This window comes from Flavihumibacter fluminis (genome assembly GCF_021491375.1).
In the GTDB taxonomy this organism is placed as follows: Bacteria; Bacteroidota; Bacteroidia; order Chitinophagales; family Chitinophagaceae; genus Flavihumibacter; species Flavihumibacter fluminis.
In genome coordinates this window covers 501,927-517,345 of record NZ_JAKEVY010000003.1, presented here as the reverse complement: position 1 = coordinate 517,345, position 15,419 = coordinate 501,927, and the positions used below count along the sequence as shown (strand labels likewise).

General features: G+C 44.7%; 10 protein-coding genes. 6 read left to right on the top strand and 4 right to left on the bottom strand.

Going from position 1 to position 15,419, the window contains the following annotated elements; translation table 11 throughout:
* Positions 1 to 11: 11 nt before the first annotated feature.
* A complete protein-coding gene (locus L0U88_RS13460; protein WP_234866932.1) occupies positions 12 to 1,403 on the bottom strand; it encodes a Gfo/Idh/MocA family protein in 1,392 nt (463 codons plus the stop codon).
* A gap of 743 nt (positions 1,404 to 2,146) precedes the next feature.
* On the opposite strand from L0U88_RS13460, the gene L0U88_RS13455 reads away from it, so the two are divergent.
* The 4 genes from L0U88_RS13455 (at position 2,147) to L0U88_RS13440 (ending at position 10,486) form a co-directional block, all read left to right on the top strand.
* Positions 2,147 to 5,242 (top strand): SusC/RagA family TonB-linked outer membrane protein, encoded by a 3,096-nt coding sequence (locus tag L0U88_RS13455; RefSeq protein ID WP_234866588.1) that lies wholly within the window; start codon positions 2,147 to 2,149, stop codon positions 5,240 to 5,242.
* Positions 5,243 to 5,261: 19 nt separating this feature from the next.
* A complete protein-coding gene (locus L0U88_RS13450; RefSeq protein ID WP_234866587.1) occupies positions 5,262 to 6,812 on the top strand; it encodes a SusD/RagB family nutrient-binding outer membrane lipoprotein in 1,551 nt (516 codons plus the stop codon).
* Positions 6,813 to 6,881: 69 nt separating this feature from the next.
* On the top strand, positions 6,882 to 10,163 hold the full coding sequence (locus L0U88_RS13445; protein WP_234866586.1) for a VCBS repeat-containing protein: 3,282 nt from the start codon (positions 6,882 to 6,884) through the stop codon (positions 10,161 to 10,163).
* 113 nt (positions 10,164 to 10,276) lie between these two features.
* A complete protein-coding gene (locus L0U88_RS13440) occupies positions 10,277 to 10,486 on the top strand; it encodes a hypothetical protein (RefSeq protein WP_234866585.1) in 210 nt (69 codons plus the stop codon).
* A 103-nt stretch (positions 10,487 to 10,589) separates the two neighbouring features.
* On the opposite strand, the gene L0U88_RS13435 is transcribed toward L0U88_RS13440, so the two are convergent.
* Together L0U88_RS13435 and L0U88_RS13430 are read right to left on the bottom strand one after the other, a co-directional pair.
* The gene (locus L0U88_RS13435; RefSeq protein WP_234866584.1) at positions 10,590 to 11,399 is read right to left on the bottom strand and encodes an RNA polymerase sigma factor; all 810 of its coding nucleotides are present in this window, start codon (positions 11,397 to 11,399) and stop codon (positions 10,590 to 10,592) included.
* Positions 11,386 to 11,748, bottom strand: coding sequence for a YciI family protein (locus L0U88_RS13430; protein ID WP_234866583.1), 363 nt, complete (start codon positions 11,746 to 11,748; stop codon positions 11,386 to 11,388). Before L0U88_RS13430 ends, L0U88_RS13435 begins: the two co-directional genes overlap by 14 nt.
* Before the next feature lie 88 nt (positions 11,749 to 11,836).
* Between L0U88_RS13430 and L0U88_RS13425 the strand changes: the two genes are divergently transcribed.
* On the top strand, positions 11,837 to 12,373 hold the full coding sequence (locus L0U88_RS13425; protein ID WP_234866582.1) for a Crp/Fnr family transcriptional regulator: 537 nt from the start codon (positions 11,837 to 11,839) through the stop codon (positions 12,371 to 12,373).
* Between the two features lie 57 nt (positions 12,374 to 12,430).
* Positions 12,431 to 13,171 (top strand): SDR family oxidoreductase, encoded by a 741-nt coding sequence (locus tag L0U88_RS13420; RefSeq protein WP_234866581.1) that lies wholly within the window; start codon positions 12,431 to 12,433, stop codon positions 13,169 to 13,171.
* On the opposite strand, the gene L0U88_RS13415 is transcribed toward L0U88_RS13420, so the two are convergent.
* The gene (locus tag L0U88_RS13415; RefSeq protein WP_234866580.1) at positions 13,155 to 15,392 is read right to left on the bottom strand and encodes a patatin-like phospholipase family protein; all 2,238 of its coding nucleotides are present in this window, start codon (positions 15,390 to 15,392) and stop codon (positions 13,155 to 13,157) included. The two genes, L0U88_RS13420 and L0U88_RS13415, sit on opposite strands and share 17 nt — an antisense overlap.
* Between the last annotated feature and the right edge of the window lie 27 nt (positions 15,393 to 15,419).

The following is a 15,419-nucleotide window of genomic DNA, read 5'->3' as shown; positions in this document are numbered from 1 at the left end:
AAAACTACTGCCTAAAAAGTCGCATCAGGCGAAAAAATCTGTCCAAAGGACTTTCTTGTTTTCCATTTCCCTCTTGTAAAGTCCGGGACTTTCACCAGTTGTCCGCCTTCATTAATTGATCTTTCGCTCAAGGGTGTGATACTTCTCCATGTTGCAAGGTCATATACATCCAGCGGAAAGTCTACCTTGCGCTTGATGCACTCAATAAAGGCATTGTCAACAAAGAAATCCATTCCTCCATGGCCTGATCCCTCTGCTTCTTTTGCGAATTTTTTCCATAGGGGGTGATCATATTCTTCCAGATACTTCTGGGGGTTTTCCCATGTATGGGCGGGACTGCTGTCTTCAAAATAGATCATGCCCTGGTTGAATTGGCCTTCCTGGAATTCCTGCCAGATACCATTGGTCCCCTGTACTTTAAATCCAAGATTATACGGTCGGGGAGAATTGGTGTCGTGAGTAAGAACGATGGTTTCCCCATTGGCTGTTTGCAGCGAAGTGGTTACAATATCACCCAACTTGAATTTGAGTTTAGCATTAGGATGATTCGGGCCACCCTCCAGATTTTTAGCAACATATCGGTTCATGCCTCTTGCTTTGGTGGCCATACTGTTCAGGCTGGTAAGCCGGTTGCCCCGATTGATATCGGTCATTACAGCAATTGGCCCTAACTGATGCGTGGGATAGATTTCAGCATTTACTTTCTGATAATATTCCGTGCGCCACCTGGACGATCCGATTCCTTTTTCCCCGAATTCTACACCCTTACAACATTCCGGCGATGTATTAAAAAGCTGGGCACGTAAATCGTGCTGGTATCCACCCTGTAGATGCAATAGCTCACCAAATCGTTTTTGTTGCACCATGTTCAGCACCGCCATAACATCCCTGCGGTAGCAAACATTTTCCAGCATCATGATGGGGGATTTTGTTTTTTCATACGTGTTGACGAAATCCCAGCAATCCTGCAGTTTAATAGCACCGGCAACTTCAAGGCCAACAGCCTTGCCTGATTCCATGGCCAGTATGCTTTGCGGCAGGTGCCACTCCCATGGCGATGCAATGAACACGGCATCCAGTTCAGCAAGCTTCAACATGTTTTTGAAATCATAATTGCCGTTGCCAAAAACCTTTGGTTCCTTTTTGCCATATTTGCGAACCAGGCTCAGGGCTTTCCCAATACTTGTTGAAGCAGGATCAGCAATTGCAACTATTTCAACATCCTTCCGCTTTAGCATTTCTTCCATATGAAGTCTTCCGCGGGACCCGACGCCAATAAACCCAACCCTTACCAGGCTTGCTTTTTCACTGGCCATCATTTGTACCGGGAATGACAGGAAGGCCGCAGCAGCGGTTCCCATTGCAGTGTTTTTTATAAATGATCTTCTTGTTATATCATTCATCATGAAAATATTTGTCCTGAAAAATTAGCGATAAATCGGTGAAGCACTGCCAGTAAAACGTTTTATAAAAAATCAGTGATCAGCTGCTAAGCAATAATTTCAGCCTAACCGACAGGATTCCCTTTGAACAAGAAACATCGTAATCAGCAAACGCTTCCAGTTAGACACAAGGGATCTGAACCATTGGGAAGAGGGAAAGTTCTCATACTGATGACTGATGCTGCAGGAAGGGAAACCAGTACAAGCCAATTCTCATCAGCAGAATGAGCAATGTCCTCTTTGATGTAATCAGGAAGTACTGCTCGCTCCCTGCAAGGTTCTTTTTTTCAAGGATATAAACTGTGCTTCCTGATACAAATATGAAAATTGGAAATACAAGGTCTGTTGGAGAACATGTTCCGGACTGCATGTTTTAGTACTACCACTGTTGTTCAAAAGTTTTCCGGTTTGGTCATAATGATCATAAAGCAAATGGTCTGTCAACGCAGGTAATAAAAGGATCTTCTCCTTTGTTTTTTATTTTCTGTATTCTCTTTTTTTTGTTTTCAATTTTAGCAGAAAGCATAAAATACTTCCATTCGGATTAGACATTACAGAGTTGAACAAAAGAAAATTTACTACAACGTTATAGTCCGTTCAGCCGATATTTTGTACTACGGTTATAACTACATTAGACCAGCAGACAATAATTCAGGCAAAAAAAATTGTCTGTTGAATTATTCAGAAATCAAATAAAAACTGCCATGCGAAAATTTAGAAGCTTAGTTGTTTTGCAACTTTTAATGTTGCTAACATTGCTAACCCAGGCCCAGACAAAGGTGATCCGGGGTAAAGTAATGGGCGCAAACGGAGAGCCCATTCAGGGGGCTACAGTAATTGTAAAAGGACAAACCGGGGGAACCTCTACCGACAATGCCGGTGTGTTTGTTTTGACCGTTCCTGCCGGCAAGGTCACCCTGGTTGTTACATCTGTAGGTTTTCAATCGATGGATGTAATGATAGCAGAAAATGAAACCGAAGCCGTTATTTCCTTACAAAAAACTGACGGCGAACTGGGTGAAGTAGTAGTAACAGCATTGGGTATTCAGCGACAAACAAAATCTTTAACCTATGCCACTCAGAAAATCAGTGGGGAGAGTATCAATGAAGTGCGTGATGCGAACTTTGCAAACACCCTGTCTGGTAAAGTTGCCGGCCTGGTGGTGAACCAGTCTGCCTCCGGACCTGGTGGTGCTACACGCATTGTATTGCGCGGAAACCGTTCTATCCAGGGAAACAACAATGCACTTATTGTAGTAGATGGGGTAGCTATTGACAACTCCACACCCAGTGGCCAGGTGAACAATGATTTTGGTGGCCAGAATGGAAGTGATGGTGCAGCAAATATCAATCCGGATGATATTGAGTCTATCAACGTACTGAAGGGAGCGGCAGCTTCCGCTCTGTATGGTAGCCGAGCAGCGAATGGTGTAATTATGATCACCACAAAAAAGGGTAAATCAGGTAAGCTTGGCGTGGACGTAAATACCGGTGTGGCATTTGATAAGCCAATGATACTGCCCGAGTTTCAGAACCAGTATTCCCAGGGAAACGGCGGTAATTATTCTGCCAATGCCGGGCAAAGCTGGGGACAAAAAATGTCTGGTCAGCAGGTTACTGACTGGACAGGTAAACAGACTTCTCTCAATGCCCAACCCGATAATATCAAAGACTTCTTCCGTACGGGTACGAATGTAAATAACTCTTTAGCAGTGAGCGGGGGATTTGAGAAAGTACAATCCTATTTTTCTTATACCAACAATTATGTGGATGGTATTATACCAGATAACCAGTTGAACCGACACACCATCAACTTTCGCATCAATTCCAAAATCAGCAGTAAACTGTCGGCAGACGCGAAAGCAACCTATACGGTGCAGAACCTTTACAACAAACCCAGGTTGGGTGAAGAAAGTTCTGTGATGATGAACCTTTATAAAATGCCCAGGAACGTAAGCCTTGATGATGTGAAGAATTATAGTAGCATCAATTCATCAGGAATCGAAACCCAAAATTACTGGACTACCTCCTCTATTTACATGAATCCTTACTGGACAGTGAAGAACACCCATCGGGATGAAATTAGAAACCGGATTAATGGGCTTGTTTCTATGAAATATGATTTGACCAGTTGGTTAAGTGTTCAGGGAAGAGTTAGCTATGACAGGTACGATGACAATATTCTGGAGAAGTATGCAAACAATACCTTGCTGTTTGCAAAAGCCGGAGGGTCTATGGGTGTAGGTAATATTCGGGTTTCCGAAGAGAATATGGATCTGCTGTTAAGCGGCAACAATAAAATATCCGATGACTTTTCTATCAACTATAACCTGGGTACATCCGTATTGAAAAGAAAACTCAATACCTCCATTACAAATGCCAATGGCCTGCAGGTTCCAAACAGGTACGACCTTTCTTTTGCAGCCAATCTGTCCACTGTCACTTCAAATGTGGAAACTGAGTTACATTCTGTTTATGGAACTACCCAATTGAGCTTCAGGGATTACCTGTACCTGGATGTTACTGCCAGGAATGACTGGGCGTCAACACTTCCAAAGCCACACAGTTATTTTTATCCTTCCTTTGGGATCACAGCGCTTTTGTCTGAAATGATGAATCTTCCAACTTCAATTTCCTATGCCAAACTTAGAGCATCTTATACTCGAGTAGGTAATGATGCTCCAGCTTATCTACTTGCTCAGACCTACACTTTTAGCCAGGGAGGAACCGGTGGTTTCATTAGCCAGGATAGAACTAAGGCCATAACAAATTTGAAGCCTGAACTGACCACAGCTCTTGAAATTGGAACTGAATGGAGGTTTTTCAATAACCGACTGGGACTGGATTTTACATATTACAAGACGAATTCAAAGAACCAGCTGCTTCGTTTGGGACTTGCCCCGGCTTCAGGGTTTGAATTCCAGTATATCAATGCCGGCAATATCGAAAACCAGGGCTTCGAAGCAAGCATTACCGGTAAGCCGATCCGTTCCGGCAATTTCACCTGGGATATGATTCTGAATATGTCTGCAAACCGCAACAAGATCATAGAGCTTAGTCCCGATATTAATACAGCCTTTATTGGCGGTGCATTCGGCAGAACAGCCAATGTTGCAGTTACAGTAGGTGGCGCTTACGGTGATCTATATGCGTATGGATGGGCAAAGCAGGATGGCAAATACCTCGTTGACAACCAGGGCAAGCCGGTAAGAACTGCCGATACAAAATATGTAGGCAATTTCAACCCCAAATTCAATCTTGGTTTTGGCAATACGTTCAGCTATGGCAACTGGGTGGCATCTGCACTGGTTGATGGTCGTTTTGGCGGCGTGGTAACGTCCGGTACTGATGCGAATTTTGCCTTCGATGGTACTGCAGATTATACCGAAGCTTTCCGCGATGGCAATATGGTACTGGATGCTGTTCAGGAAGACGGTTCCAAGAACACTGCAGCCATTAATGCCGAAACATTCTGGACTACTGTATCCGGCGGACGTTATTCCTGGGGTGAATTCTTTACTTACGACGCCACCAACGTGCGATTGAGGGAATTGAGCATCGGATATCAATTTGATAAATTCCCCATCAAGTTTGTAAAGAGCGCCAAGCTTTCACTGGTGGGAAGGAATATTTTCTTCCTGTATAGGGGTAGCTCTATCCTGGATATTCCTGGTATTGGAGAACGTAAAATGAATTTTGATCCGGAGTTGAGCCTGGGTGCATCTAACTTCCAGGGTGTTGAATATGGCAATATGCCGTCTACCAGAAGTATTGGCTTCAACCTGAAATTATCATTCTAAAACCCAGAAAAAAGTATTTATGAAAAATAAATTAATAGCAGGTATTATCCTGGCTGGAACAGTTTACTTATCTGGCTGTACCAAAAATTTCGAAGAGTTAAATACCGATAAAACCAAGCTTACCTCATTGGGGGCTTCTGAATATCCGTTTCTCTTTTCAAAGGCTCAGTCGGCGGCATCCTACAAATATGCTGACTATCAGGTAGCACAAAACCTTTTCGCGGACCTGTATGCCCAGTATTATGCAACATCCGCTACTTATTTTGCAAGTGACAGATATACAATAGTATTTGACTGGTTACCCGGTCATTGGCTCCCTCAGTATACCGAAGTAGTGCCACAGCTACGTACTTTGCTGAGTGAAACAGATGCCGGTTCTGCGGAAAATGCACTGGCAAATATCTGGTGGGTGTGGTCTTTCCACAGGATTACAGATTATTACGGACCGATTCCATATTTCAAGGCAGGTGAGCCCCTGAATTCTATACCCTATGACGCGCAGGATAAGATTTACGATGATTTCTTTAAAAGATTAAATGCTGCAATTGATGTGCTGGAAGCCAACCAGTCTGCAGCTCCTTATGGAAATTTTGATCTTATTTACAAAGGAAGCGTTTCTAAGTGGCTGAAGTTTGCCAATACACTTAAACTTCGTTTAGCCTTACGGGTTTCAAAAGCTGATCCAGCACGCGCGAAATCTGAGGCCGAGTCGGCGGTTGCCGATGGTGTGATGACCACCACTGCCGATGATGCCTATATGGTAGCCACTCCCGCAGGCAATGATGCGAATGGATTGGCAGGTATAGCAGGGTGGAATGAATTCAGGATGAGTGCAACCATGGAGTCTGTGTTAAAGGGCTATGAAGATCCCCGGATTGGTGTGTATTTTCAACCGGCTTCCGCTACTGGCACATACGAAGGATTGAGAAACGGTTTGAGTCCCGCACAGCTTGGGGAGTCCCTGAATTCTAATGACAACAATTCCAATGTCGGAACCCGTTGGGTAACAGGAAGTGGTGCCAACTGGAACAATAACCTGAGTACCCCCAGGAATATTATGCATGCGGCTGAAGCCTATTTCCTGCGTGCGGAAGGTGCATTGAATGGATGGAACATGGGAGGAACGGCAGAAGAGCTATATGAAAAGGGTATTGAAGTGTCCATGAATCAATGGGGTATAAATGATGCGGCAGCCATTTCAGCCTATACCAATAGCGAAAACAAACCAGTTGCGCCACAAGATGGAATGGCATCCCCTGCAGTAAACAACTACCCGGTTAAGTGGAGCGCAGATCCCTCTATGCAGATTCGGCAGATTGCCCAGCAAAAATGGCTGGCTTTATTCCCCGATGGATTTGAGGCCTGGGCGGATCTTCGAAGAATGGGTGTGCTGCAGCAGTATCCCCTGGTAAACAGTGATAACCCGGACCTGCCTGTGGGTACCAGGATACGTCGTCTTCCATTTATTGATTTGGAAAAGCGGACAAATGGTGCCGCTGTTGAAGCTGCCCTACAGCTGCTGGATGGGCCCGATAAACCCAGCACCAAGTTGTGGTGGGATAAAAATTAAAGCATCAAAAACACCGCTTCGGCGGTGTTTTTTCCTTATGTAGTTTTATTGTTACTGAAATCTATTGTTATGCGTGTCCTCTATTTTACTATTGTGTTTTTCCTGCTTCTGTCATCGTGTAAAGAAGACCGGTCCATTCAGTTCAGTCAGCTGGAAAAGGACCGCACAGGTATTTCATTCAGGAATATACTGGAAGAAACGGAAGAATTCAATGTTCTGAATTATACCTATTTCTATAATGGCGGAGGCGTGGCAATAGGCGATATTAATAATGATGGACTTTCAGATATTCTATTCACCGGAAATATGGTGAAAAACAGGCTCTACCTGAATAAAGGCGATTTCCGTTTTGAAGACATAACGGCCAAAAGTGGTGTTTCGGATAAGCAGGGCTGGTGTACTGGCGCGTCTATGGTTGACATCAATACTGATGGCCTGTTGGATATTTATATCTGCCGGAGTGCTGACGGGCTGCCGGAAAAGCGGAAAAACCTGCTGTTTATCAATAATGGCGACCTCAGCTTTACCGAAAAAGCAGCCGAATACGGACTCGATGATAGCGGATATTCTACCCAGGCATCATTCTTTGATTATGACAGGGATGGTGATCTGGATTGCTTCGTTATCAATCATTCATTACAGCAGTTCACCACGGGGGCGCTGGAAAATGCGGCCCTGCGAAATAAATCCAATCCGGACTTTTCCAGCAAGCTTTACCAGAACAACAATGGCCGTTTCACTGACGTTAGTGCTGCGGCGAATATTCAGTCCAATGTATTTTCATTCGGACTAGGTATCGCAATATCTGATTTCAACAATGACCTCTGGCCGGATATATACCTTTCAAACGATTTTAATGAGCACGATTATTATTTCCTAAATAACGCAAATGGCTATTTCACGGAATCGGTATCCAGGTATTTTGACTATGTATCCCTCTATTCCATGGGGTCCGATGCTGCGGACTTTAATAATGACGGACTAACGGATATTGTAACCCTGGATATGCTGCCTGAAGATAATTTCACGCAGAAGATGCATAGTGGTGCAGAAAACTTTGAAAAGTTTCAATATTTATTTGAAAAGGGATTCTATTACCAGTACAGTCGTAACATGCTGCAGAAAAATAATGGGGACGGTAGTTTTTCGGAAGTGGGACAACTGGCAGGAATTTCCAACACGGACTGGAGCTGGGCGCCCCTGTTTGCAGATTTCGATAACGACGGATTCAAGGATCTTTTTGTATCCAACGGATATGTGAAAGACTATACAGATATGGACTTCATCCAGTACACCATGAACAAAGCAGTTATGGCGAAACAGTCCAACCAGAAAGTCGCAGTGCAGGAGGTATTGAGGAATATGCCCGACAATAAAATCAGCAACTATGCCTTTCATAACAATGGGAACGGCACCTTTACCAACCAGGCATCGGCCTGGGGCTTATCGAGGGCAACTGTTTCGGCGGGTGCTGCGTATGGGGACCTCGATAATGATGGTGATCTGGACCTGGTTGTAAATAACTCGAATGAGGAAGCCAGTATTTTTCGGAATAACAATGAGACCTCACAAAAAAATGCCTACCTGCGCGTGCAGTTAAAAGGACCTTCAGGAAACAGGCAGGGTGTAGGTTCAAAAATCAAAATTTACTGTGGTGGTGAACAATATTTTCAGGAACAATACCCGGTACGTGGTTTCCAGAGTTCTGTGGATCCGACACTGGTGTTTGGATTGGGAAATCACCAGCGCATTGATTCGGTTGTCATTTACTGGCCTAACGGTGAAGTACAAAGGCCCACATCCGTTGCCGTAAATTCAACCCTGACAGTAGCCTATTCACCTGCAGGCAACGCTTTGCCTGCTCATGCTGAAGCGCCTGCTTTGGTAACAGATACCCTTGCGGTTGCCAGGCATATTGAAAACACTTTCAATGATTATTCGGTACAGCGGCTGCTGCCATCCTATTACAGCCGCCTGGGGCCGTGCTTAGCGGTGGCTGATGTAAATAAAGATGGCATGGATGATTTCTATTTGGGAGGGGCGGCACAACAGGCCGGTCAGCTTTTCATGCAGGATGCCAGTGGTGCATTTAAATCCAGTCCCGGCGGTGCATTCAAGCAGGACGCTGCAAGTGAAGATGTGGCAGCAGTTTTTGCTGATTTTAACCGCGACGGATCGCCTGATTTGTACGTTGCTTCAGGCGGCTATGAATTTAGGGCAAACGATGTAGCCTTACAGGACAGGATTTACCTCAATGATGGCAGGGGAAATTTCATGCGGGACGAGGGAGCATTGCCCTCTATGCTTACCAGTACCGGGTCTGTTAGCACGGTTGATTTTGATGGGGATGGAGATTTGGATGTTTTTGCCGGCGGCAGGATTGTGCCCGGAAACTATCCAGTTGCACCCAGAAGTTATTTGCTGCAGAATGATGGGAAAGGAAAGTTCACTGATATTACGGATCTGGCGGCGCCGGGGCTCGCAAAGGTGGGAATGGTAACCGGATCTGCGTGGATGGATCTTAATGCGGACCAATCCCCTGAACTGGTGCTGGTGGGTGAATGGATGCCGGTAATGGTTTTTGACAATAAAAAGGGCGTACTGCAAAATGCTTCCTCAAAATACATCACCCACGATAGTTTTGGCTGGTGGAACCTGATACAGCCCGCCGATTTGGACGGAGATGGGGACCTGGACCTGGTATTGGGAAACCAGGGCAGGAATACGCAATTCCAGGCCAGTCCAGCGGAGCCCGTTACCATCACCTACAAGGATTTTGACGGGAATGGCACCATCGACCCCCTGCTTTCCTATTACATCCATGGCGTATCTTATCCTGCTGTTTCGCGAGATGATTTGGCTGACCAGGTACCTATTATCAAGAAAAAGTACTTGTCTTATAAAGACTATGCATCTGCTACTTCAAACACCCTGTTTTCTCCTGAATTGATAAAGGATGCCATTACGCTTAAAGCCACAGCCATGGAAACAGTGCTTCTGGAAAACCATGGTGCCGCAGGTTTCAGGCCACTTTCCCTTCCCTTGGAGGCGCAATATGGTCCAGTTTATGCGGCTGCCGTAATGGATCTGAATGCAGATAAAAAGCCAGATATTTTGTTGGCAGGCGGTAACAGTTTTGCCAGGATCAGGTTTGGAAAATATAGTGCCAGCCATGGTGTGGCACTGGTTAACAAGGGAGAGAATAAATTTGAATTTTTACCACAACAGTTTAGTGGCTTGGATTTTAGAAAAGATGTGAGAAATATGCAATCCATACGGGTTGACAAAAAACCAGGAATGTTGGTGGCTGTCAATGATGGTCCCGTGCTGTATGTTTATCCTAAAAAATAAAAAGCAAGTGGATTCTTTTTTAAACCGGTTTAATACTAAAACAGGATTATAGAAAATTAGATTTAGGACTTGTTTCCAAACGTAGAGTCGGGTTAGTGCGCAAAACTATTTCTGTGCAAACGAATCATTTCAGCGACTGGTCAGCGATCGCATCTATAGAACTTACACCCATAGTGGCTACCGTGGGTTTGGGAGAGAAGATCACGCTCAAAGCGATCCATTATATCATCCCGATGAATGATGGCATTTCCATCCGTATTGATGGAGGTCCCTGGACCACCTTTCCCGCTATGGCAGGAAAACTCCCAACAGGTGATACATAGCATGAACAATATCATGACTTCAGCCGATCATGCCGGGGGCTTCCGATGCGCCTGTTGTTTTCCAGTATTTCGAACCCGGACAAACACATCTGTATGCTTCTGTTTACAACCGCTTTTCAACAAACCTACGATCTGCTTCTGTATTCACTAACTGATAGGCTTTCCTGAAACATTCCTGCGAATATTCCTTATCCAGGTTACTGTACAGCTCACCTAACAACATGTAGTAATACGGATTGTCCTTCAGTTGCAACTGATCAGCCAGTTGAATCGCTTCTTTCGCACCTCTTAGTTTATACACTGCAAAAATCCTGTTCAGTGCTACAACAGGCGATGCCTTCAATTCAACCAACTGATCATACAACCCAACGATTGCTGCCCATTTTTCTTTTGTATCCTCCGGCCTCGTATACCAATAGGCGATTGCTGCCTCCAAATGATAAAAGCTAAACTCTTCACCCACACTTGCCTTGTGCAACCACTCCACTCCCCTTGCAATCAGTCCCTGGTCCCACAAGGAAGCATCCTGTTGATCATACAACAACCATTCCCCATTCTTATTCCTGCGTGCCGGAAACCGCGATGCCTGAAAACAAAACAAGGCCAGTAATGCCCGCACTTTCGGACTATTGGTTGGCGCCTGCTCTGTTAACAGGTACGCCAGTCGCATTGCTTCAAAACACAAATCCTCCCGTATCAGTTCCTCCTTCGTTTCCGAATAATAACCCTCCGTAAACAGGAGATAAATTGTTAACAATACCATGTCAAGTCGCTCCTGCAATACAGCGCCAGTTGGCATTTCCAACAATATCCCCCGCCCATAGAGGTGGCAGATATGCGTGGTTATTTTCCGGAATTCCGACCGGAATAAATGGGGCACCAATTGGGCAGTATCCTGCTTAATGGATACCATCCCCACTGGCTATTTTGCGTACCTCCACACTGTTGCCAATTCCCTGAAGCACCGGACTCCCTTTCGCAAATTCTACTGCCTCTTCCACAGAATCCGCTTTTACAATGATATAACCGCCGAGGGTTTCTTTGATATCCCCAAACGGACCATTGGTTACCATCAATCCCTTGTCGGTTGCCTTCACAACTTTTGCCTCCTCAAAGGGAAGACCGGTTCCACTCACAAACTTGTTCTTCGCGGCAATGGTGCAAATCCAGTCCATGGTCTGCTTCATCCATTCCTGCATTTGCTCAGGTGAAGCAACTTCTTTTCCGTCTTCATGACGAAAGATCAATACATACTCTTGCATACTGATTTGTTTTAAAGATAACAGGTGAAGTCCCCAAAACCGGACAGCTATTTTAGTAAATTTAAGCACCATACATGAGGAACCTACTATGATTGATGCGTCGCATTTAGCTATACTACAGGGTATCGGCCAGCAAACCATCCTGCAAAAAGGTGATTTTTTTATTCGGGAAGGACAGGTTCCCAGGAAGTTTGCACTTGTTCAATCCGGTCTCATTCGTTATTACTATCAGAACGATAAAGGCATCGAATTCACCAAAAGTTTTATTGCTCCCGGTAATGTGTTGGCTTCCTATACTTCCATGCTCAACCAATCTCCCTCCTTATATTTTATTCAGGCACTCGAAACTTCCACCCTGCTTGAAATCAATTACAAAAGCTGGCTCTCTCTACAGGAACAGGATTCCTACTGGGATAAATTCCTCATCAGGGCTCTTGAAAAAGGCTATGCATCCAAAGAAAAACGCGAACGCGATCTGCTATTATTAGATGCCGAAACACGCTATCGAAACTTTCTGCTGGAATTTCCCGGACTCGAGCAACAAATTTCACAACAACAGATTGCTTCCTACCTGGGTATACAACCTGAATCCTTAAGCCGCATCCGCAAAAAAATGATCGGTTAACATAGATCAATTTCCAGGTCTTCGTAGCCTCCTAGTTTCGTTGCAAAATTGATTGAAATGAAACTATCTGGCAATACCATCCTGATAACAGGCGGCAGCTCCGGAATCGGACTGGAAATGACCAAACAATTCAGTGCACTCAATAACACTGTAATTATTTGCGGAAGAAATAAAGAAACGCTTTTAGAAGCGCAGTGGCAAGTCCCCGGTATTCATATCTACACCTGTGATCTTGCCCTAGAAAGCGATCGACTGAAACTGGTTGCCTGGCTTGCAGATAATCATCCCCAACTGAACGTACTCATTAACAATGCAGCGATTGTTCATCGTGAAAATTTCACTTTAGACCCAAACGGTTATGAAAAAGCAGTGAAAGAAATTGAAACGAATCTTATTGCACCCATTCATTTGATTCATCAGCTGCTACCCTTATTGGGTACTCAACCAAATGCCGCAATCATAAATATCACTACCGGGCTCGTATATACGCCAAGAACCCTCTACCCCATTTACAATTCAACTAAGACAGCTCTCCATTCATTCACCCAGGTATTGAGAGAGCAAATCAAACCGAACCCTACTGAAATCATTGAAGTCTTATTTCCGGTGGTGAATACGCCCTGGCATAAAGGAGCTGCACCCAAAATTGCCATCCAACCAAAAGAGGCTGTAGAAAAAATGTTGAAGGGTATAGAAAATAAGCAAACAGAAATTCGGGTTGGTGCAGTGCAACTACTTTATTTTTTACAAAGACTTGCACCTCGATTTGCCTTTAAAAAAATCAATCAGCTCCAATAGTTATTGATTCCTTAAACCGTATAAATCCTAACGCATTGAGTTCGTTATCCAACGCATGCCGGATATCCACTTTCTCGCGCTGTGTAAGATGAAAATTCAAAGCTGCCTTGGTTTCTTCCTTCTCCGGCAGATAATGAAAACTGATCCGGTTGAATTGTCCGGGTAATAAATCACTCACCATGCCCAACTGATCCTGGTGATTGTACTGCTGCATTTTATACCAGTTCAGTTGCAGCAACAACAAAGGCTTGGTCACAATTTCAGAAACCGCCTTCGACTCAAAAGGATGCTCCCATCCACCACCCTGGCGATCTTTGATCTGCAAAAGCGTTACACCGGTAGTATTCTCTTTGATCCAGTTCCGAAAAACATGAATAAACCGTACTGCTGTTTCAATGCCATAATTATCCCGCAGGCCCGCATCCATCACATCAATCACCGGATCTGTCGGTAACCAAACATTTGGTAACACATAGGGGAAAGTAGCATTCATACGAAGTGCCGTGAGTAAGCGAAGATTCATCGGATCCTGCCTTGATAACAAGGCTGCAAAATCTACTGCATCCGGATCTGTAGGAAGTTGTAAACGCGGATCTCCCGATGGTTTCATCAAAAAGCTGAGCGGATGGGTACTGATCAGCATTTTCCTGCCATCCCGCGTAATTACTGAATTAAAGATCATGGTAGGCATCAGGGCCTCCTGTTCTTCTTTCGCCAGCGCACTGAATTCTTTATCCAGTAAATACCGGGTGTTTTTATTCAGTTGCTGTTCAAAAGAATAAGCCCGGTCTTTTACATATTCATATTCTCCCACCTGAAACTTCTGCGCAGGTGCGGCCAGGTCGCGCGCCACAAAGGAAGAAAAGGTCGGATTCAGTAAATCTTTCGAGATATCATCCACATATACAGGATCCTGCAACCGGATCGGTTTGCCCAGGTCCCGCTCCCTGGATAATGCCCTGAAATAAGCTGCTCCCAGCATACCACCCGAAGCACCTGTGATCATAAAGGTCTTCCGCATCAACTGACCGCCACAGATACTGTCCAGTTTCTGCATCACTCCCATTGTGAAAGTAGCACTGCGGGTTCCTCCTCCACTTACGTTTACGATGTACAGATGTGGCTTCTCCACCCCCTGCCTTCTTTTCCAGTTTTCCAGCACCTGCACCATTCTCAGGGAATCAGCAGTCACCCTTTCAGCAGTATTTAATGCTGCAAGATTAGCGGACGTATATGCTGCTTTCTGAATCTCTTTTGAATAATTCAATCCATACGCTTTATTAGTTGGATCGATCACCCCATAGCGATACAACAGATTCAATACGATGATTAACACCACCGCAAAGGGAACACTCCAGCTTTGCAGGAAATAAGAAAAGGCTCCGGCTACCGATACCAGGATCGCAAAAAAGATGGTGATACTTGCTGCTGCCGGCAGCTTGAACATTTCGTAATCGAGCAGAAATCCCACCAGCATCAAAAACACAAAAGCTATGAAGATGGATAAGACTGCTGCAAAATGATGGCGACTGAAAATACTTTCCAGGAATTCTTTGCTGTAGTGGGTCACATCGCGTACTGCTTTTACATTGAGGCGGCCACTCAAATACGTCGTTACCTTGATTAACCGGCTGCCACCACTGTTTAATACAATATACGGTTTCACTCCCCTGTGTAAGGCCATGGGTGAAGGATCCAGGCTGATCATGTTCCTTGCAATCGTGATATCCGCACCGAAAAAATAAGCCAGCGAAAGAAAAATGATCAGTACCAGTCCCATTAAAAACCCTCCTACCAGGGTCATCACTTCACTTACGGACAACAATTCCTTGTGCAGATCAAAGTCAACCGCGTTCACAAAATAAAATACTAGGAACAGCAATGGAATTACTGCATTGTTGATGCAATACTTCAGAAATGGTCTGGTGGTAGTTGCCAAAAACCGGAAATGCCGGCAGAAGAGGATAAACGTAGTAATGTTCCAACTCATGATGAAGATGCCGACCGACATGCCTACAATCCCGGCTGAAATAGCATTTACACTGCCCAGGTATTCCGGTGATAAATACAGGGAATCTACCCCAAAACTGGCCATGAAGTTGCCACTTACCGCCCCAAACAGTGCCAGCCAGAAGATCAGCAGGATCTGGAATTTCTTGAAATGCAGTAACACCAGTTGTACGGCAAAAGAATAGAATATGGCTTTCAGGCGTTGCTTCATCGCGTTCCAAGATACACTCTTAGAACG